Annotated in this window: 15 protein-coding genes; 8 read left to right on the top strand and 7 right to left on the bottom strand. The window is 50.3% G+C overall.

The window, feature by feature from the left end; genetic code table 11:
• Window positions 1-5: 5 nt before the first annotated feature.
• Window positions 6-197 carry a YnbE family lipoprotein gene (locus HVZ52_RS10745; protein WP_016156612.1) on the bottom strand — a complete coding sequence of 64 codons (192 nt, stop codon included), beginning with the start codon at window positions 195-197 and terminating at the stop codon, window positions 6-8.
• Window positions 194-2,833: a YdbH family protein gene (locus HVZ52_RS10740; protein WP_181599221.1), complete on the bottom strand. Its 2,640-nt coding sequence runs from the start codon at window positions 2,831-2,833 to the stop codon at window positions 194-196. Before HVZ52_RS10740 ends, HVZ52_RS10745 begins: the two co-directional genes overlap by 4 nt.
• Window positions 2,834-3,523: 690 nt before the next feature.
• Between HVZ52_RS10740 and HVZ52_RS10735 the strand changes: the two genes are divergently transcribed.
• A complete protein-coding gene (locus HVZ52_RS10735; RefSeq protein WP_003833196.1) occupies window positions 3,524-4,513 on the top strand; it encodes a 2-hydroxyacid dehydrogenase in 990 nt (329 codons plus the stop codon).
• Between the two features lie 112 nt (window positions 4,514-4,625).
• Complete coding sequence (gene hslJ, locus HVZ52_RS10730) at window positions 4,626-5,045, top strand: heat shock protein HslJ (RefSeq protein ID WP_016153186.1); 420 nt, start codon at window positions 4,626-4,628, stop codon at window positions 5,043-5,045.
• A 13-nt stretch (window positions 5,046-5,058) separates the two neighbouring features.
• On the opposite strand, the gene HVZ52_RS10725 is transcribed toward hslJ, so the two are convergent.
• The gene (locus HVZ52_RS10725; protein ID WP_003020360.1) at window positions 5,059-5,325 is read right to left on the bottom strand and encodes a DUF333 domain-containing protein; all 267 of its coding nucleotides are present in this window, start codon (window positions 5,323-5,325) and stop codon (window positions 5,059-5,061) included.
• A 274-nt stretch (window positions 5,326-5,599) separates the two neighbouring features.
• On the opposite strand from HVZ52_RS10725, the gene nifJ reads away from it, so the two are divergent.
• The 5 genes from nifJ to ttcA all read left to right on the top strand — a co-directional run bounded on the left by nifJ (window position 5,600) and on the right by ttcA (window position 12,634).
• Window positions 5,600-9,124, top strand: coding sequence for a pyruvate:ferredoxin (flavodoxin) oxidoreductase (gene nifJ / locus HVZ52_RS10720; protein ID WP_181599220.1), 3,525 nt, complete (start codon window positions 5,600-5,602; stop codon window positions 9,122-9,124).
• A 367-nt stretch (window positions 9,125-9,491) separates the two neighbouring features.
• Entirely contained in the window at window positions 9,492-10,625 is a 1,134-nt protein-coding gene (ompC, locus tag HVZ52_RS10715; protein ID WP_181599219.1) for a porin OmpC, read from the top strand.
• Between the two features lie 145 nt (window positions 10,626-10,770).
• Window positions 10,771-10,983: a KTSC domain-containing protein gene (locus HVZ52_RS10710; RefSeq protein WP_043016208.1), complete on the top strand. Its 213-nt coding sequence runs from the start codon at window positions 10,771-10,773 to the stop codon at window positions 10,981-10,983.
• An 81-nt stretch (window positions 10,984-11,064) separates the two neighbouring features.
• Window positions 11,065-11,499 (top strand): universal stress protein UspF, encoded by a 435-nt coding sequence (gene uspF, locus HVZ52_RS10705; protein ID WP_016153190.1) that lies wholly within the window; start codon window positions 11,065-11,067, stop codon window positions 11,497-11,499.
• 199 nt (window positions 11,500-11,698) lie between these two features.
• A complete protein-coding gene (ttcA, locus tag HVZ52_RS10700; protein ID WP_016156617.1) occupies window positions 11,699-12,634 on the top strand; it encodes a tRNA 2-thiocytidine(32) synthetase TtcA in 936 nt (311 codons plus the stop codon).
• Window positions 12,635-12,683: 49 nt separating this feature from the next.
• Here the strand turns inward: ttcA and dbpA are convergent, their stop codons facing one another.
• The 4 genes from dbpA to HVZ52_RS10680 form a co-directional block, all read right to left on the bottom strand.
• Entirely contained in the window at window positions 12,684-14,057 is a 1,374-nt protein-coding gene (dbpA, locus tag HVZ52_RS10695; RefSeq protein WP_181599218.1) for an ATP-dependent RNA helicase DbpA, read from the bottom strand.
• Between the two features lie 28 nt (window positions 14,058-14,085).
• Window positions 14,086-14,253, bottom strand: a complete 168-nt coding sequence (locus HVZ52_RS10690; protein ID WP_016153197.1) for a hypothetical protein — start codon at window positions 14,251-14,253, stop codon at window positions 14,086-14,088.
• 275 nt (window positions 14,254-14,528) lie between these two features.
• The gene (zntB, locus tag HVZ52_RS10685) at window positions 14,529-15,512 is read right to left on the bottom strand and encodes a zinc transporter ZntB (protein ID WP_016153198.1); all 984 of its coding nucleotides are present in this window, start codon (window positions 15,510-15,512) and stop codon (window positions 14,529-14,531) included.
• A 156-nt stretch (window positions 15,513-15,668) separates the two neighbouring features.
• Window positions 15,669-16,778, bottom strand: coding sequence for a methyl-accepting chemotaxis protein (locus HVZ52_RS10680; RefSeq protein ID WP_046274554.1), 1,110 nt, complete (start codon window positions 16,776-16,778; stop codon window positions 15,669-15,671).
• A 410-nt stretch (window positions 16,779-17,188) separates the two neighbouring features.
• Between HVZ52_RS10680 and HVZ52_RS10675 the strand changes: the two genes are divergently transcribed.
• Window positions 17,189-19,303 (top strand): EAL domain-containing protein, encoded by a 2,115-nt coding sequence (locus HVZ52_RS10675; protein ID WP_181599217.1) that lies wholly within the window; start codon window positions 17,189-17,191, stop codon window positions 19,301-19,303.
• The last annotated feature ends 51 nt before the right edge of the window (window positions 19,304-19,354 follow it).

The raw sequence follows: 19,354 nt of genomic DNA, 5'->3' as shown, positions 1-19,354 counted from the left end.
TGACCTCAGAACAAATCGCTGCGCGATTTTAATAAGCTCTCAACGTCTTTATCGACTTTGATATGGATCTCATGCTCGATTTTGACGTTCATATTAATAGTGATCGGCTCTTTAGGCGCAGCCACTTCGATTCTGGGTGTGCAGCCGATCAGCAGAGATGAAGCCAGCAGACCCAGCATGGCAGCTATCGTTTTCATTGTTGTTCCTCACATTCCTTGCCTTCCGGGCAATGGGATTCCGGCAGCGCTGCATTTTGTTCAAGCCATGCCTGTAAATTGTCGCCAAAACGCAAACTACGCCATAGCGTAAAGACGTTTTCCTCATGGGTGTAATTCAAATTAACCGTCCCCACTTTGCCATCCACCCGGCTATTGCCAGTTACGGTTGCCTGCATGGTTAAGACACCGAGATTATCCAAATTTATTTTCGTCCAGGAATGGCTTATTTCCATATAACGCAGCCAGTTAATGGCTGCACCGGCTGCCATATTATCTTTGACGACGGCATCCGCCGTGTCTTTATCAATACGCAGCGTCATAGGTCCCGGGTTGGTCAGCCAGCCGTCTTTAATGATCCACTTTTCGTTATCCAGCCATAACGGCAACGCACCGCTGACCGGGCCAGACATGGCGAATTGCTTGGGATTAACCGCGCTGATAAGCTCGCTGGAAGAGATATTTTGCACCCGTAATAATGCCGGATCGTGCTGCGGCATCCGCAGTTGTTGCATGATGACTTTGCCCCCCAGCAGTTCGGCGCTGACATCGCTTAACAGTAACGGATTGTCTTCACTCCAGGGATACGCCCCCTGTAGATCGGCGGCGATATTTTTCACCGTCACCTGATTCACCACTTCCGCAATACGCAGTGAAATAGGTCCACGCGTACCCAGTTGCCATGCGCCTTCACTAAACCGGAAAGGCAACACAAAATCGACGCCATTAATTTGGTTATCGGGCATCCAGGCGCTACCGCCTTTTAATACCCCATGGCCGCCCGCTTCAAAGCCCTGTTCCGGGGCAGCCGAAAACGCAACCTGCGCATACAGTTCACCTTCACGTAGCTTCATTTTCCAGTCTGGTGGGATGAGCGGTTGGAATACGGTGAGCGATTGTTTTGGCCACCAGGCCTGTCCGCGCAGGCGGATCCCGTCCCAACGGCCATTTACCTGTACTGGACCTATCGCGCCCGCGTGAAGCTGTCCTTTAAACTGGAAAATCGTCGGGTCGGTGCCTTCCACGCTAAACTTCAGGGTTGACGGCGGTAACACGCTCCCCCCGGTAAAAGTGGTGTTCCCTGCGTCCAGCGACAGCGCGCCGCTAAAAGTCGGTTTGTTGGCATCCCGTACCCAGACGATCGGCTCGTCCATCACCAGGCGTGGGGTTTCTACCTTCATGGTGCCGTATTGCAGGTGGTCAAATCCGGTGGAGAGATCAAAAAGCTTCAGAGTGTTGTCATGCCATTCGCCCTTACCTGCCACGTCCCAACGCGCATGCATTGGCGTAAAGCTGCCTTTGCCCCAGTACCGCCACTGCCAGCGACCCGCGTCAGGGAGAAAATCATTTGCCAGACCATCCAGATGCAATTCAAAACCGCCCATCTGGTTTTCATGCGCGCGCAATATAGCCTGCAGACGGCCATCTACGCCGCGCTGTGTTACTTTTACGCCCGCCAGCGGCCAGCGAATTTCGTCAATATCCAGCGAGTCAATCACCCGTCCACGCGAACGCAGCAGCGCTCCTGGCTCGAAAGCCAGCTGCGGGTCGCTCAGGCTTCCGGTGAGTCTGGCGGGTAATTTGGCGTAGAAGATCAGGTCACCCTGTTTCGCCTCGCCTATCAACTGTAACGGCATGTCGCTACTATCCACACCCAGCTTACCCGGCCCCAGCGTTAATACGGCGTTTCCTTTACCTGCATCGCCTTGGGTCAGTATGTTCAGACGCCCGCTCACCACCGCATTTTCCAGCCCGGCCTGCCAGTTTTCAACTTTCATGCCCAACCGCCCGCTGAGCGGGAATCCCTGATAAGGCCAGTTCCAGCGACCGTCGCTGATGGTTAATTGCTGGCGGGTTATTTCCCACGGAAGATCGAGCAACGGATCGGCATTGTCCCGCGCCATAACGATCAGTTGTCCGCTGTTTTCTTGCCACTCCAGTTCGGCGTCCACCAGTGAGGGCTCCTGCGGCAAGCTCAGAGTAGCAACCGCATGACCGCTCACCGGTAGTCCATCAGGAACCAGCGGCATGGTAAATTCACCAACCAGTTTTACCGGCGGTTGCCCTTCAAACGCGGCTATATCCAGCTCATTTACCGTGAGATTTTGCCCGTGCAGACGCCCCTGGAATTTCACTTTTTCACCCTGGTAGCGCAGTTGCTGGGTCGATGGCGTTAGCGAAAGAGACAGTTTTCCCTGCCACTCCTGCCAGGGGGAGAGAATAACTTTGTCGATGTTAATCCAGGTATTGGGCAGCATCGATTGCCATTCAGCCAGCGTTTTGGGCGCTGCCGGAGACGCTTCTGTCTGCGGTAATTTAGCCAGGCAAGCGGAATCCAGCTCAATAGTCCCGACATTGAGCAACCAGCGGCTGGGATGGGAAAGATCGGCCTGAGTAATGCGCGCTAGCGGGCAATCATCGACCAGATAGCGGAGTTCCGGGATATGCAGCCCATGCCGTGTCAACCGTGGGCTCTCATCCAGCGCGATGCGCGTGCCAACAGGTAACCAGACGCCCACCAGCGTAGGAACCCACAGGCCAAGCGTCATGACCAACGTCAGCGGCACGAGAATCAATAATAAGAGAAGTGCCAGAGCGGCTTTATATTTACCCTTCATGGGTAGTTAATATCCTGATTTAGCGAAAATTTAAGCCGGTTTAGGCCAGTATTGTGGCATGTTTAACAGGATATGCCCACATTAAGAATAAATTCCCATGAAGTATATGCACTATTTATCAATCAACGAGAATTAATAAAATAATAATAAATTCAATAAGATAGTGCGTTATTTTATATGGCACGCTGTTACACGTGCCGTCGGGAATATAAAGAACTCAGACTCAATGAGGCCTCAGTTCTCCATCGCTATGTTTAGGTCCTAAACGACCAGCTTCTATCAGAATTTCCTCAATGAGCTCTTCGAGGCACTCCCTACCATGATGATCGCAGACCAGATGTACCTGCCGGGAAATCTCCTCAGGTTTCATACCATCACATAATGCCGCCTTAAGCATTAAGGTGGCCCATCGCTTTGCTTCAGAGTGAGTTAACATGACCCCTCCCGATATTTGCTACCTGTATAAGCGTAGCTGTCTGGATGTGATTCGGCTGGCTTTTTACCTGCATCGGTTACGGGTATTAAGTTGGACGGAAAAATATCCAGTTGTTGAAATTGAGTAACCTGCCCACACTAACAACAGATGCGCTGAAATTATTCATTACGCCTATGACTATCAATAACTTTTTAGATTTTGTAAAATAATTTGAATTGGATTAATGTGACGTCAAAATCACTGGAGAAAGTCTTATGAAACTCGCCATCTATAGTACAAAACAGTACGACAAGAAGTATCTGCAGCAGGTTAACGAGGCTTTTGGTTTTGAACTTGAATTCTTTGACTTTCTGCTGACGGAGAAAACAGCCAAAACAGCCCATGGCTGTGAAGCCGTCTGTATCTTCGTCAACGACGATGGCAGCCGCCCGGTTCTGGAAGAGCTGAAAAAGCATGGCGTGAAATATATTGCGCTGCGTTGCGCCGGCTTCAATAACGTCGATCTCGACGCGGCAAAAGAGCTCGGCCTGCAGGTCGTCCGTGTGCCAGCCTATTCACCGGAAGCCGTCGCTGAACATGCGATTGGCATGATGATGACGTTGAATCGCCGTATTCACCGCGCCTATCAGCGTACTCGTGATGCCAACTTCTCTCTTGAGGGGCTGACCGGCTTTACCATGTATGGCAAAACAGCTGGGGTGATCGGTACCGGTAAGATTGGGATTGCGGCACTGCGGATCCTGAAAGGTTTTGGGATGCGCCTGCTGGCGTTTGATCCCTACCCAAGCGCTGCCGCACTGGAGTTAGGCGTTGAATATGTCGATCTTAAAACGCTGTTCGCGGAGTCCGATGTCATCTCCCTGCACTGTCCGTTAACGCCGGAGAATTATCACCTGCTCAATCACGAAGCCTTTGAGCAAATGAAAAATGGCGTGATGGTTATTAACACCAGCCGCGGGGCATTGATCGATTCGCAAGCCGCTATCGATGCGCTGAAAAACCAGAAAATTGGTTCTCTGGGTATGGACGTGTATGAAAACGAACGCGACCTGTTCTTTGAAGATAAATCCAATGACGTGATTCAGGATGATGTGTTCCGCCGCCTGTCGGCCTGTCATAACGTGCTGTTCACCGGTCACCAGGCGTTCCTGACGGCCGAAGCATTGACCAGCATTTCTGAGACCACGCTGCAAAATCTGGCACAGATCTCTAAAGGCGAAACCTGTCCAAACGCCCTCTTCTAATCCCTGTGCTCCCCTGGATTCAGGGGGGCATTTTCAGATAATCACCGATGCTAAAATCTTCAGTATCATTATTATATTGAATGTATTCCCGTCACAAACGTAGAGAAATTGAATGAAAAAAGTTGTCACGTTGATTGCGCTCAGCATGCTGATGGCTGGCTGTGTGAGCAATGGAAAAGTTTCCGTCAATCGCGAACAGTTGCAGCATCACCGCTTCGTTTTGCAGAGCGTGAATGGTAAAGCCGTCACCGTCGCTAATAACCCACCCGAATTGAGTTTTGGCGAAAACATGACGGTATCGGGAAAGATGTGTAATCAATTCCACGGTCAGGGCAAACTGTCCGACGGCGAGTTGAAGGTTAAAGATATGGCGATGACCCGCATGATGTGCGCCGATCCGCAGCTTAACGCGCTCGACGGGATCGTCAGCGACATGTTTAAGCAAGGCGCACAGGTCGATCTGACTGCTGACCAGTTAACACTGGCGACAGCAGAACAAACGCTGACGTATAAACTCGCGGATTTAATGTAGGAAACGCGGTGGCTTAATAGTTGCCACAGCTTCCGGCGGCAAGCGACTGCTCACTACAGCGTTTGCCGTTGGGTAACGCACACATTCCGATAGCTGAACCATCCAGCTGACGGGCAACGGAGAGCGAACCACCAATCATGGCGCAATTAGCTTCTCCAGAACTGGACATTGCGGCCTTCATCCCCGGTGCGACATGCGCGGCGGTTGCCTGCTGAACAGGTTCACTACTACAAGCCGATAATAATAACGCGGCACACCCTACCCAAAACGCTGCGCGCATCTTACTCCCCTCTGAATATTAACCAAACGACACAGCCATAAATAATAGGCAGCGGAAACACCGCCGTCGAGAGGCAATATGCGCATTTATGCGCACTGTTTACATTTTCTGGCAATTTTTTGGCTGCTCCTTTGATCAAACCATTCATTCTGTTGATTCGAGGGACACAAAAGCGAAAATCTGTCTTTAGCGCTTTTGCTAAACTAAAAGGATAACTACAGGATTCGCCGCTGTTACGCGTGTCCCTTTTTTTGCGCAATGTAAGGGTGTCAGTATGATCACAATTGACGGTAATGGTGCGGTTGCTTCGGTCGCATTTCGTACCAGCGAGGTTATCGCCATCTACCCGATTACGCCCAGTTCGACGATGGCTGAACAGGCGGATGCCTGGGCCGGGAACGGGCTTAAAAACGTGTGGGGGGATACCCCTCGTGTCGTAGAAATGCAGTCGGAAGGCGGTGCGATAGCGACCGTTCACGGCGCGTTGCAGACCGGTGCGCTCTCTACGTCGTTTACTTCATCGCAGGGCCTGTTGCTGATGATCCCGACGCTGTACAAACTGGCCGGTCAGTTGACTCCGTTTGTGCTGCACGTTGCGGCGCGTACGATTGCCACTCACGCATTATCCATCTTTGGCGATCATTCCGACGTGATGGCGGTGCGCCAGACGGGATGCGCAATGCTGTGCGCCAGCAGCGTTCAGGAAGCACAAGACTTTGCGCTAATTTCGCAAATGGCCACCCTGAAAAGCCGGGTCCCGTTTATTCATTTCTTTGATGGTTTTCGCACATCGCATGAAATCAATAAAATAGTGCCGCTGGCCGATGACACAATCCTCGGGCTGATGCCGCAGGCGGAAATTGATGCTCACCGCGCGCGCGCGCTCAACCCAGAGCATCCGGTTATTCGCGGTACGTCTGCGAACCCGGACACCTACTTCCAGTCACGCGAAGCAACAAACCCGTGGTACAACGCGGTTTACGATCACGTAGAACAGGCGATGAACGATTTCGCTGCTGCGACGGGCCGTCAGTACCAGCCATTTGAATACTACGGTCACCCGCAGGCAGAACGCATCATTATTTTGATGGGCTCGGCGATTGGAACCAGTGAAGAAGTCGTCGAAGAGCTGCTGGCACGCGGCGAGAAAGTTGGCGTTCTGAAAGTGCGTCTGTTCCGCCCATTCTCTGCCAGACATTTACTGCGCGCCCTGCCGGAAACGGTACGGAGCATCGCCGTCCTGGATCGCACCAAAGAGCCCGGCGCGCAAGCTGAACCGTTGTATCTGGATGTAATGACCGCGCTGGCGGAAGCCTTTAACTGCGGCGAACGAGAAACGCTACCGCGCGTGATTGGCGGGCGTTATGGCCTTTCTTCCAAAGAGTTTGGCCCGGACTGCGTCATGGCGGTCTTTAATGAGCTGAGTAGCGCGAAGCCGAAATCTCGCTTTACGGTCGGTATCTATGATGATGTCACCAACCTGTCGCTACCGTTACCGGATAACACCCTGCCCGGTACCGCGAAGCTCGAGGCACTGTTTTACGGGCTGGGCAGTGACGGTAGCGTGTCGGCCACCAAAAACAACATCAAGATTATCGGTAACTCTACGCCGTGGTATGCGCAGGGTTATTTCGTCTATGACTCGAAAAAAGCAGGCGGTCTGACGGTTTCTCACCTGCGCGTTAGTGAACAACCTATTCGCTCAGCGTATCTGGTGTCGCAAGCCGATTTTGTTGGTTGTCACCAGTTGCAATTTATCGATAAGTATCAGATGGCTGAGCGCCTGAAACCTGGCGGTATATTCCTGCTTAATACCCCGTACAGTGTGGATGAAGTCTGGACACGTCTGCCGCAGGAAGTTCAGGCTGTTCTGAATCAGAAGAAAGCGCGTTTCTACGTGATTAATGCGGCCAAAATCGCCCGCGAGTGCGGTCTGGCTGCACGTATTAACACCGTTATGCAGATGGCGTTCTTCCATCTGACGCAAATCTTACCAGGCGACAGCGCTCTGGCTGAATTGCAGGGTGCGATTGCGAAAAGCTATAGCAGTAAAGGGCAGGATCTGGTTGAACGTAACTGGCAGGCGCTGGCCCTGGCGCGTGAATCCGTCGCCGAAGTGGCGCTTCAGCCAGTTGACTCACATAGCGCTAATCGCCCACCGGTGGTTTCTGATGCCGCACCTGATTTCGTGAAAACCGTCACCGCGGCGATGCTCGCCGGTCTGGGCGATGCCCTCCCCGTTTCAGCGCTGCCGCCAGACGGCACCTGGCCGATGGGCACCACGCGTTGGGAAAAACGCAATATCGCTGAAGAGATCCCCATCTGGAAAGAAGAGCTGTGTACCCAGTGCAACCACTGCGTAGCCGCCTGCCCGCACTCGGCTATCCGCGCCAAAGTGGTTTCACCAGAAGCGATGGAAAATGCCCCTGCCAGCCTGCATTCTCTGGACGTGAAATCACGCGATATGCGCGGTCAGAAATATGTCCTGCAGGTTGCGCCAGAGGATTGCACCGGGTGTAATCTGTGCGTCGAAGTATGCCCGGCGAAAGATCGCCAGAACCCGGAGATCAAGGCCATCAATATGATGTCGCGCCTTGAGCACGTGGAAGAAGAAAAAGTTAACTATGACTACTTCCTCAATCTGCCGGAAATCGATCGCACTAAACTGGAACGCATTGATATTCGTACCTCGCAGTTGATAACACCGCTGTTTGAGTACTCTGGGGCCTGCTCTGGCTGTGGTGAAACGCCGTATATCAAATTGCTTACGCAGTTGTACGGCGACCGCATGCTGATCGCCAATGCGACCGGCTGTTCATCAATTTATGGCGGTAACCTGCCCTCAACGCCTTATACCACCGACGCCAATGGTCGCGGGCCTGCGTGGGCAAACTCCCTGTTTGAGGATAACGCCGAGTTTGGGCTGGGCTTCCGCCTGACGGTGGATCAGCACCGTGTACGCGTCATGCGTTTAGTGGAACAGTTTGCCGATAACATTCCGGCTGAACTGAATGACGCCCTGCACGCTGAAGCTACGCCAGAGGTGCGCCGTGAGCAAGTTGCAGCACTGCGCCAGCACCTGAAAGATGTCGAAGGCGCACAGCAGTTGTTAACCGATGCCGATGCGCTGGTCGAGAAATCTATCTGGCTGATTGGCGGTGATGGCTGGGCTTACGATATTGGTTTTGGGGGACTGGATCATGTCCTGAGCCTGACCGAGAACGTCAATATTCTGGTACTGGATACCCAGTGTTACTCCAATACAGGCGGACAAGCATCGAAAGCTACGCCGCTCGGGGCCGTCACTAAATTTGGTGAGCATGGCAAGCGCAAAGCTCGCAAAGATCTTGGCGTCAGTATGATGATGTACGGGCACGTGTATGTTGCACAAATCTCTCTGGGCGCGCAGTTGAACCAGACGGTGAAAGCTATCCAGGAAGCGGAAGCCTATCCAGGTCCGTCGCTGATTATCGCCTATAGCCCATGTGAAGAGCATGGTTACGATCTCGCACTAAGCCATGATCAGATGCGTCAGCTCACGGCAACCGGGTTCTGGCCGCTGTACCGCTTTGATCCACGTCGAGCAGATGAAGGTAAGCTGCCGCTGGCGCTGGACTCTCGCCCACCGTCAGACGCCCTGGCCGAAACATTGCTTAACGAGCAGCGCTTCCGTCGCCTGAATGCCCAACAGCCAGAAGTCGCAGAACAGCTCTGGAAAGACGCCGCAGCCGATCTGCAAAAACGCTACGACTTCCTTGCGCAGTTGGCTGGAAAAGCGGAAAAGAGCGGTACCGAGTAATGCGTTTATCTCAGTATTAACCTGGAACCCAAAAAAAAAGCCCGAACAGTTGTTCGGGCTTGTCAATTTATTCGCTGGCTAATTAATAATAGCTATCAATACGTCAACGAAAAATAAAACGTGACAATAAAGGCATATAACACGCGCAGAATAGCCCAACACACTTCACTTGTATAATTTTTATTTTATATATTTACAATCCATACATTCACCACAATTATCATCATTTCCGTAGAATTATTTCTTTAAGGTTTTACTTAAGGCGTAACAATTCATATTTATCCCTTTACGGAACTTCTCCTTTAGCATGCTTTTACTCCCTACATGGGTAGTCACAGGTTAATAAAAAAACTAAAGGATTATTTCAATGAACAGAAAAGTACTGGCTCTCGTAATTCCTGCCCTGCTGGCTGCAGGCGCTGCTCACGCGGCTGAAGTTTATAATAAAGACGGCAACAAATTAGATCTCTATGGCAAAGTAGACGGCCTGCATTATTTCTCTGATGACGCTAACAGTAATGGCGATCAGACTTATATGCGTATGGGCTTCAAAGGCGAAACTCAGGTTAACGATATGATCACCGGTTACGGCCAGTGGGAATATCAGGTTCAGGCTAACGGCACCGAAGGTGATAAAGGCGACTCCTGGACTCGTCTGGCATTCGCAGGTATTAAAGTCGGCGACTACGGCTCATTCGACTACGGCCGTAACTACGGCGTAATGTACGACGTTGAAGGCTGGACCGATATGCTGCCGGAATTCGGTGGCGACTCTTACACCAAAGCAGACAACTTCATGACTGGTCGTGCGAACGGCGTGGCGACCTACCGTAATACCGACTTCTTTGGTCTGGTTGACGGTCTGAACGTGGCGTTGCAGTACCAGGGCGCGAACGAAAATCAGTCACCAGAGCAGGAAGGCACCAATAACGGTGGCGACGATCGTAACATGAAGAACTCCAACGGTGACGGCTTCGGTATCTCCTCGACCTACGATTTGGGTATGGGTGTAAGCTTCGGTGCAGCATACACCTCTTCTGACCGTACTAACGAGCAGGTTAACGATTCTACCGCGGGCGGTGATAAAGCTGACGCGTGGACAGTCGGTCTGAAATACGACGCGAACAACATCTACCTGGCAACCATGTACTCCGAAACCCGCAACATGACCCCTTATGGTGGCTCAAACGGTAGTGATAATACGATTGCCAACAAAACTCAGAACTTTGAAGTGACTGCGCAATACCAGTTCGACTTCGGTCTGCGTCCGGAAGTGTCTTTCCTGATGTCTAAAGGTAAGGATCTGGGTGTAAACGGATCTGATGGCGACCAGGATCTGGTGAAATATGCATCCGTTGGCGCTACTTACTACTTCAACAAAAACTTCTCCACCTATGTTGACTACAAAATCAACCTGCTGGATGAAGATAAAAACTTCTACAGCCAAAACGACATCTCTACCGATGACGTAGTAGCACTGGGTATGGTTTACCAGTTCTAATCCGTCAGCCCGCTGGCAACAGCGGGCTCTCTTTATGTTCTAACAATTCTGTTTTATCCAGATCAAAACATTATATCTGTTGCGCTAAAACACATCTCTGATAGATGATATCTTGCATTAAGACCTGTAGTAGAGGATACCTGCAATGAATCATCATCCTGTAAAATCATCCCGTATTGCATCCGTCGGCTATGACGAATCCTCCCGCACGCTAGAAATTCGCTTTCACCAGTTGGCTACTCTGCAATATCAGCATGTCCCTGCACGTATTTTTCGTGATTTCCTGAGCGTCGTTTCTAAAGGTCGATTTTACGATGGAGTAATAAAAGGAAAGTTTCCTGAAATAAAAATAAAGTGATGCCAAAATGTGATCTTTGTCATTGTACATAAAGTGCCATTACGCGGTAAGCTTTGGGTGGATACTTAAACAGGAGGTTTTATGAACAGAACGATTCTTGTACCCATCGATATTTCAGACTCAGAATTAACTCAACGTGTTATTGCCCATGTTGAAGCAGAGGCAAAAATTGACGATGCACAGGTTCATTTTTTGACCGTAATTCCGTCACTGCCCTATTATGCTTCCCTGGGATTGGCCTACTCGGCAGAGTTACCGGCCATGGAAGATCTGAAAGCCGAAGCAAAATCTCAACTGGAAGAGATTATCAAGAAGTTCAATATCCCAACGGACAGAGTGCACGTTCATGTCACAGAAGGTGCGCCAAAAGATAAGATTCTGGAGATGGCCAAAAAATTACCGGCTGATATGGTCATTATTGCCTCACATCGACCTGACATCACCACCTACCTGCTGGGGTCTAACGCCGCAGCCGTGGTGCGTCATGCGGAGTGTTCGGTACTGGTAGTCCGCTAAACTGTCTGGCCCGCACATCGCTGCGGGCTTTTTTGTTTCTACCTCTTATACCCCACGATTCCTGTCCTAAATGTGCTGACATTTTTCCCGCTTATCCGTACCATACACGCCACAGTTTTTATATCAGACTTCTTTTGCCGGACTATCCGGCGTGATGCATACTCTTCTGATGCCACACTATGAATTGAGCCTCTATTAAATGTCGCAAAATCAAGATATTAGCAAGAAAGAACAATACAACCTGAACAAATTGCAAAAACGTCTGCGCCGTAACGTGGGCGAAGCGATTGCCGACTTCAATATGATCGAAGACGGCGATCGCATTATGGTGTGCCTTTCCGGGGGGAAAGACAGCTATACCATGCTGGAGATCCTGCGTAATTTGCAGCAAAGCGCCCCGATCAGTTTTTCCTTAGTTGCGGTTAACCTCGATCAGAAACAACCTGGCTTCCCGGAGCATATTCTGCCGGAATATCTGGAACAACTGGGCGTGGAGTATAAGATTGTCGAAGAAAACACCTACGGGATCGTCAAAGATAAAATCCCTGAAGGCAAAACGACCTGCTCGCTCTGTTCTCGCCTGCGTCGCGGCATTCTGTACCGCACGGCAACTGAGTTAGGCGCCACCAAGATTGCGCTCGGTCACCATCGCGACGACATCCTGCAAACACTGTTTTTAAACATGTTCTACGGCGGGAAGATGAAAGGTATGCCGCCGAAACTGATGAGCGATGACGGTAAACATATCGTTATCCGTCCGCTGGCTTACTGCCGTGAGAAAGATATCGAGCGTTTCTCCGAAGCGAAAGGTTTCCCGATTATTCCATGTAATCTGTGCGGCTCACAGCCTAACCTGCAGCGTCAGGTCATTGCCGATATGCTGCGCGACTGGGACAAACGCTATCCAGGGCGTATTGAAACCATGTTCAGCGCAATGCAGAACGTTGTACCTTCACATCTGAGCGATATCAATCTGTTCGATTTTAAAGGCATCAGGCACGGTTCAGAGGTTGTGGACGGCGGTGATTTAGCGTTCGATCGTGAAGAGATCCCGTTGCAGCCTGCGGGGTGGCAGCCAGAAGAAGATGATGCTCAACTGGATGAGCTGCGCCTGAACGTCGTGGAAGTGAAGTAAGTCGATAGTGCCGGATAAGCGGAGCGCCATCAGGCGCTCCGACTAGTGGTTATTTCAATAACCGAACCCGGCAAGTCTTGCCTTTTATCTTACCGTTTTGCAATTGCTTCCATGCCTTATGCGCTACAGTCTGGCGAACAGCGACATAGACATGCGCCGGATGAACGGCAATTTTGCCGATATCGGCGCCTTCCAGACCAATATCACCGGTCAGCGCGCCGAGAACATCGCCGGGACGCATTTTAGCCTTTTTACCGCCATCAATGCATAACGTCGCCATCTCAGCTTCCAGCGGCAGGATTGGGCCGTTAGCTGGGGCTGGCAGCCAGTTCAGCTTCAGTTGCAGCATTTCAGAAAGAATATTGGCCCGCTGCGCTTCTTCCGGTGCACAGAAGCTAATCGCCAGACCACTGTTGCCAGCACGCGCGGTACGTCCGATACGATGGACGTGGACTTCCGGATCCCAAGCCAGTTCGAAGTTAACCACCAGCTCAAGTGATTTAATATCCAGACCACGCGCGGCCACATCGGTAGCAACCAGAACGCGCGTGCTGCCGTTGGCAAAACGGACCAGCGTCTGATCGCGATCGCGCTGCTCAAGATCGCCATGCAGTGAGAGCGCGCTTTGCCCCGCCGCATTCAGTGCGTCACACACGGCCTGACAATCTTTTTTGGTATTACAAAAAACTACGCATGATGCAGGTTGATGCTGACTGAGCAATTTTTGCAGCAGCGGAATTTTGCCATGGCTGGAAGTTTCGAAAAACTGCTGCTCAATCGCCGGCAGCGCGTCAACGGTATCAATTTCGATCGTTAATGGATTTTGTTGCACCCGGCCACTAATGGCGGCAATGGCTTCAGGCCAGGTCGCAGAAAACAGTAAGGTCTGACGCGAAGCTGGCGCAAAGCGAATGACATCATCAATCGCATCGCTAAAGCCCATATCCAGCATGCGATCGGCTTCATCCATCACCAGCGTATTCAGGGCATCCAGAGAAACAGTGCCTTTTTCCAGATGGTCGAGTAAACGACCCGGCGTGGCGACAATAATATGTGGCGCATGCTGCAGGGAGTCACGTTGTGCGCCAAAGGGCTGCCCACCGCACAACGTTAAGATCTTGGTGTTTGGCAGAAAGCGCGCTAAGCGACGCAGCTCACCCGCCACCTGGTCAGCAAGCTCGCGCGTTGGGCACAGCACCAGGGACTGCGTCTGAAACAGCGCGACATCAACATGCTGTAATAATCCAAGACCAAAAGCCGCCGTTTTGCCACTGCCGGTTTTAGCCTGCACGCGAACATCTTTCCCCGCCAGAATTGCCGGTAACGCAGCAGCCTGAACAGGCGTCATTTCAAGATAACCCAGCTCGTTAAGATTCTCGAGTTGGGCAGCAGGTAAAACATTCAGGGTTGAAAAAGCGGTCACAATTTAATCTCGCGGTAAAAACTCACAATCAGCAGGCGCGTATCCTCGCAGATCTGCGCCCGCGATGCGACAATTTAATCGGCTCTTCATCCGGTGGGGGATCCGGCATTGGCTGCGGACGAGGTATGGGATCGGGAATGGGAACCGGGTCGGTCGGTAGCGAATCAGTGTGCGGCGTTGCAATCAGACAGTTCATATACCCCTCCAGTTATTCAGGTTGGCTCTTTTAGGGTAGACGCTGATTTCCTGCAGGCAAAAAAAAGCCGACTAATCTAAGTCGGCGTCGTACGAATCAATTGTGCTATGCAGTAATTCAAAAAAGGAAGTAAGACAATATGGAGCGCAACGCCCATCGCTTGACGTTGCATTCACCTGCGAGAGAGATATTGCCCCGAATAGGTAGATGGTTTATTGACTTCGCTCAAAAACCAGGACGTTTTCATGCGCAAAAGTCACTAAAAAACGTTGTTGTTACAACCATTTACTACGATGCAACCATAAAGTAACACCACCAATCAGGACCACTAACAGAATACAAAAAAGTGAGAAGCCAAACTGCCAGCCACCGCCAGGGATACCGCCGAGGTTAACGCCAAACAGCCCGGTTAAAAATGTGCTGGGAAGAAAAACCATTGCCATCAATGACATTGTATACGTTCGGCGAGCCAGAGACTCCTGCATAACCTGCGCAATTTCATCCGCCATAATACCAGTCCTGGCAATGCAGGCATCTATTTCATCCAGCCCTCTCCCTAGCCTGTCAGCGATATCCTGCATCCGCCGCCGATGGTCGTCGGTCATCCAGGAAAAACGTTCGCTCGCCAGTCGGGAATAGACATCGCGTTGAGGCGCCATATAGCGGCGCATCACAATTAACTGCTTACGCAGCAATGCCAGGAAACCACGCGGCGGAATCTGCTGATCAAGCAGGTTATCTTCCAGATCGATAATTTTATCGTGCAGTTGTTCGATAAACTCACTGGCATGATCGGTTAGTGCATCGCAAACATCCACCAGCCAACTACCACAATCAGCCGCTCCCGTGCCTTCCTGGAGATCGCTGACCACATCATCCAGCGCCAAGACTTTACGCTGACGCGTTGAGACAATCAGACGTTCATCCATATATAAGCGCATCGCAACCAGTTGGTCAGGTCGCTCGTCGGTGCTGCCGTTAATACAGCGCAGCGTAATCAACGTACCTTCCCCTACCCGGCTTACGCGTGGGCGCGTGCTTTCACCCGCCAGCGCATCACGCACGTTATTGGGAAGTAAAGGCGTTGTCGCCAGCCATTGCGCGCTTTCAGGATGGGTATAATTAAGATGCAGCCAGCAGGGATGTTGACTGTCGATAACATCGTTATCTTCCAGTGGTTTCACCCCACCACGGCCATCCAACAGCCAGGCAAACACGGCATCCGGCACATTAACATCCGTTCCCTTAATGGCTTCCACAGCGCCTCCACAAACATTCAGCTTTTTTCGTTAGTCTAGCTGTCAGAATATGTTAAGCAATATCTCATTGTCCCATTGTGCTGAAATGATTCATAAAAAGTATCTGATAATAAGAAAAGCGCCGACGAATGCGGCGCTGGTTAAGAGATGCCCCTCTCAGGCCCGCTGGCGTCTCTCTGATTCAAGTGCATGACTTAAGCGAAATTTATGCGTTCGCGATTGAAGGTCAATCACCTGGTTTTTCAGGATACCTGAGGAGTCAGAAAGCTCATCAACCATAATGGCATTACTTTGGGTGACGTTCTCCAGTTCGGCCAGAGCATGGGTAATTCTGATTATTCCTTTCTCCTGCTCCTGCGTAGTGGTTAATATCTCGCCCATCAGTTGGTTTAATTGCCCGGCCCCCCCGACAATATCATGCATGTTTTTCTCAGCTTCACGCACAATAGCAGCGCCTTGCTGAACATTTTGATGGGTTTGGGCAATCAGTTGCTTAATATTCTTAGCTGCATCTGCACTGCGGTGTGCAAGCATTCTTACCTCACCGGCCACCACAGAAAAACCTTTGCCATGTTCACCGGCCCTTGCAGCTTCCACAGCAGCATTCAATGCCAGAATATTGGTCTGGAATGCAATACCATCTATCAGCGTAATAATTTCTGTCATTTGCTGTGCGCATTCGGTGATTGAACGCATATTTGTCGCAACCTGCACCATTAATTCGCCACCCTGACGGGCGCATTGCGTGGCAATTGTTGCCTGGGCGCTGGCTATTTGCGTGTTATCAGCATTATTTCGCGTATTAACCGCTATTTCATCCATGTTGGCAGCCGTCTGCATTAATGCTCCGGATTGCTGTTCTGTTTTCACTGAAAGCTCGGCGCTGCGTTCCGCCAGCTGTTCAGAAAGCGTCATCGCCGTTTGCGAGGATGTTCTGATCTCATTAACGAGTGCTGAAATATTACTTGATAAGCTATTGATGCCAGGAATTAGTCTACCCGCACAGTTATTACCAAATTCGGGAATACTGATTGCCAGATTCCCGGATGTTACTTCTTCAATGCTTCTTTTAACCGTATTAATCGGCATGACCAGATATTTCGTCATGTACCACCACAAACATAATATAGAAATAATGCTTACCGCATTAGTGCCAATAATAATTTCTGGGGTAGCCGAAAAAATCATTTCAACAACATTGAGCGCAACCGCTGTAATGAGCAGAAATAAAACAATAAAGGTTCTGACGCTAATATCATTTAACATTTTAACCCTGTGCACCAAGAAATAACGTGGATGTTATTTTTATAGCATCTGCAATACAGATTTCCATTGCTCTGTGACGAAAGCTGAACTTTCAATGAGAGCCAGCAGCCCTTTTACTTAAGTCAATAAATTACACTAGCCATTCATAATAGGTCAGCACTTTATCCCGCCAATGGCTGTAATGTTTCCCACCATCAGATTATTGTGATGGCGAGCACGTGACGAGCATAAAACACACAGAAACATAATTTTTATGAATGTTTATATAAGTAATGGCTTGTCATTTTCAATATCTTGCTCTTCGCTCTAATACTCATTGTAAAAACACAAGAACATTCCTGGTTTTATCAGGTTAACTGGACAAAACCTGCTAGATTTATCATCACGGCTTTTTTTCGATAGGTAGTAAGATGTTGCACGTGTCGTGGGACCCTGTATTGATTGGGATTTCCTTTGTTGTCGCGTTTATTGCCTCCTTTATTGCCCTCGACAGTGCGGGTAAGGTAGCAATCTCCAGCAAACGTGAATCTACCTTCTGGCGGCTATCTGGCGGCGCTACGCTGGGTATGGGGATCTGGTCGATGCATTTTATCGGTATGCTGGCCATGAAAATGACTATGCCGATCAATTATCACCTATCACTCACCGCGTTTTCGTTCTTTATTGCGCTCATTTCTGCAACCCTCGCCATCAATATCGCTATTTCCGGTAATACGCTATCAACAAAACGACTGGTCATTGCCACCAGCATATTGAGTGCCGGCGTTGTCACGATGCACTACGTTGGCATGTATGCCATTATCGAACATGTGGCCATCTCATGGGATCGCTCGCTGATTTTGCTCTCTGTAATTATTGCCGTCGTTGCATCCGGCGTAGGTTTATGGCTCGCCTTCCATTTACGCCAAAACACCCGTCGCGTGCTGATTAACCGACTTATTGCTGCCCTCATTATGGCGCTGGCAATTGCTTCTATGCATTACACCGGTATGGGAGCGGCAACGTTCACCCATTTTGGACACACTGCACACGATGGGCTCAGTACGCTGGAACTCTCTGTCTGGGTCTGCGCCGTCACGCTGATTATTTTGGGTATCATGCTGGTCGTCTCGATGGTGGATTCACAACTGCGCACTTCCCGACTGGCTGACAACCTGCATCAGTTGAACTGCCAGCTTGAACATCAGGTCCACTTCGACGCGCTGACGGGACTTGCTAATCGAACGCAAATAGATACCCGCTTACAGGCCTGCCTGCGGCATTCCAAATTGCATCAACAGCATTTCGCGTTGGTATTTATCGACCTCGATCGTTTTAAAGTCGTTAACGATACCTGGGGGCATCACATCGGTGATCAACTGCTGATTGCCAGTACACAGCGTATCTACAGTTGCCTTGATGACTCAATGACGCTGGCAAGACTGGGGGGAGATGAATTTATCCTGCTGGTTCCAGACTGCAACCCGCAGGCTATCTCCGCCTTGCTTGCGCAAATTTCAGATGCGATCGGTGACCCCTTTACCTTATTCGGTCATACCATTCGGGTTTCGTTAAGTGCGGGGAGCAGTATTTATCCCGAACATGGCTCGACACTGCATGAGCTAAAAGTGAAGGCCGATATGGCGATGTATCATGTCAAACAGGCGGGCAGAAACGGCTGGGCTATTTATAGTCCCCAGATGGAAGCTATCGCTGATACGCCGCCGACATTTCTACAGGAACTTTCACAAGCGCTTGAACGCAACCAGTTTGAGCTATGGTATCAGCCTAAATATACCGCCGGAGATCATTCCCTGACTGGTTTTGAAGCATTATTACGCTGGCATCATCCGGAGCGCGGCATGCTGCTACCGGCTGAATTTCTGCCTGCGCTGGAAGAAACGGGCCTGATTATTCCCGTCGGCAAATGGGTTATCCAACAGGCATGTTTGCAGTTGCATCAGTGGACATTACAAGGGAATACAGAATGGACGCTCGCCGTTAACCTCTCCCCCGCCCAGTTTGAACAGCATGATATTATTGATGTTGTTTGCAACGCCCTGGCGCAATACCAACTTTCACCTGCCTGTCTCACGCTGGAGCTCACGGAGAGCACTGCACTTAAAAATTTAAAACGCAGTATTGAAATCCTGAATGCTTTCTCTGCTTTGGGGATCACCGTTTCTATTGATGATTTCGGCACTGGTTATTCAAATATACTGATGTTGAAGTCACTTCCGGCACGGGAATTAAAAATCGACAGGATATTTGTCAAAGATATTAGCGAGAACAGTAAAAATACAAAAATTGTGTCTACCATTATTGACATAGCTCACTCCATGAATATGCGCGTGGTGGCTGAAGGAATAGAAACCCAGGAGCAGGAAATACTTCTTACCCAGATGGGGTGTAGCATGCTGCAAGGTTTCCTGTTTGCAAAACCGCTGCCAGCGCATAAGATTCATGAACTGATCCAACCAGAAAACAGCATCAAACAAAAGCCAGTCGTACAACCCTTGTCTCACCGACAATCAATAACTTTGTGAGACTGTAATATCTAAAATATTCGCCATTAAACGGGCAACACAGCAGATAAA

Origin of the sequence: Citrobacter sp. RHB36-C18 (assembly GCF_013814485.1) — a bacterium.
In the GTDB taxonomy this organism is placed as follows: Bacteria; Pseudomonadota; Gammaproteobacteria; order Enterobacterales; family Enterobacteriaceae; genus Citrobacter; species Citrobacter braakii.
Note: the sequence above shows the minus strand (reverse complement) of the source record. Positions and strands in the feature narration are given on the sequence as shown.

Coding starts and splice junctions, on each gene's coding strand:
- HVZ52_RS10725 (WP_003020360.1), bottom strand. CDS start 5,325: ATGCGCGCAGCGTTTTGGGTAGGGTGTGCCGCGTTATTATTATCGGCT.
- HVZ52_RS10710 (WP_043016208.1), top strand. CDS start 10,771: ATGAATCATCATCCTGTAAAATCATCCCGTATTGCATCCGTCGGCTAT.
- HVZ52_RS10745 (WP_016156612.1), bottom strand. CDS start 197: ATGAAAACGATAGCTGCCATGCTGGGTCTGCTGGCTTCATCTCTGCTG.
- ttcA (WP_016156617.1), top strand. CDS start 11,699: ATGTCGCAAAATCAAGATATTAGCAAGAAAGAACAATACAACCTGAAC.
- HVZ52_RS10675 (WP_181599217.1), top strand. CDS start 17,189: ATGTTGCACGTGTCGTGGGACCCTGTATTGATTGGGATTTCCTTTGTT.
- hslJ (WP_016153186.1), top strand. CDS start 4,626: ATGAAAAAAGTTGTCACGTTGATTGCGCTCAGCATGCTGATGGCTGGC.
- HVZ52_RS10740 (WP_181599221.1), bottom strand. CDS start 2,833: ATGAAGGGTAAATATAAAGCCGCTCTGGCACTTCTCTTATTATTGATT.
- ompC (WP_181599219.1), top strand. CDS start 9,492: ATGAACAGAAAAGTACTGGCTCTCGTAATTCCTGCCCTGCTGGCTGCA.
- HVZ52_RS10680 (WP_046274554.1), bottom strand. CDS start 16,778: ATGTTAAATGATATTAGCGTCAGAACCTTTATTGTTTTATTTCTGCTC.
- HVZ52_RS10690 (WP_016153197.1), bottom strand. CDS start 14,253: ATGAACTGTCTGATTGCAACGCCGCACACTGATTCGCTACCGACCGAC.
- uspF (WP_016153190.1), top strand. CDS start 11,065: ATGAACAGAACGATTCTTGTACCCATCGATATTTCAGACTCAGAATTA.
- nifJ (WP_181599220.1), top strand. CDS start 5,600: ATGATCACAATTGACGGTAATGGTGCGGTTGCTTCGGTCGCATTTCGT.
- HVZ52_RS10735 (WP_003833196.1), top strand. CDS start 3,524: ATGAAACTCGCCATCTATAGTACAAAACAGTACGACAAGAAGTATCTG.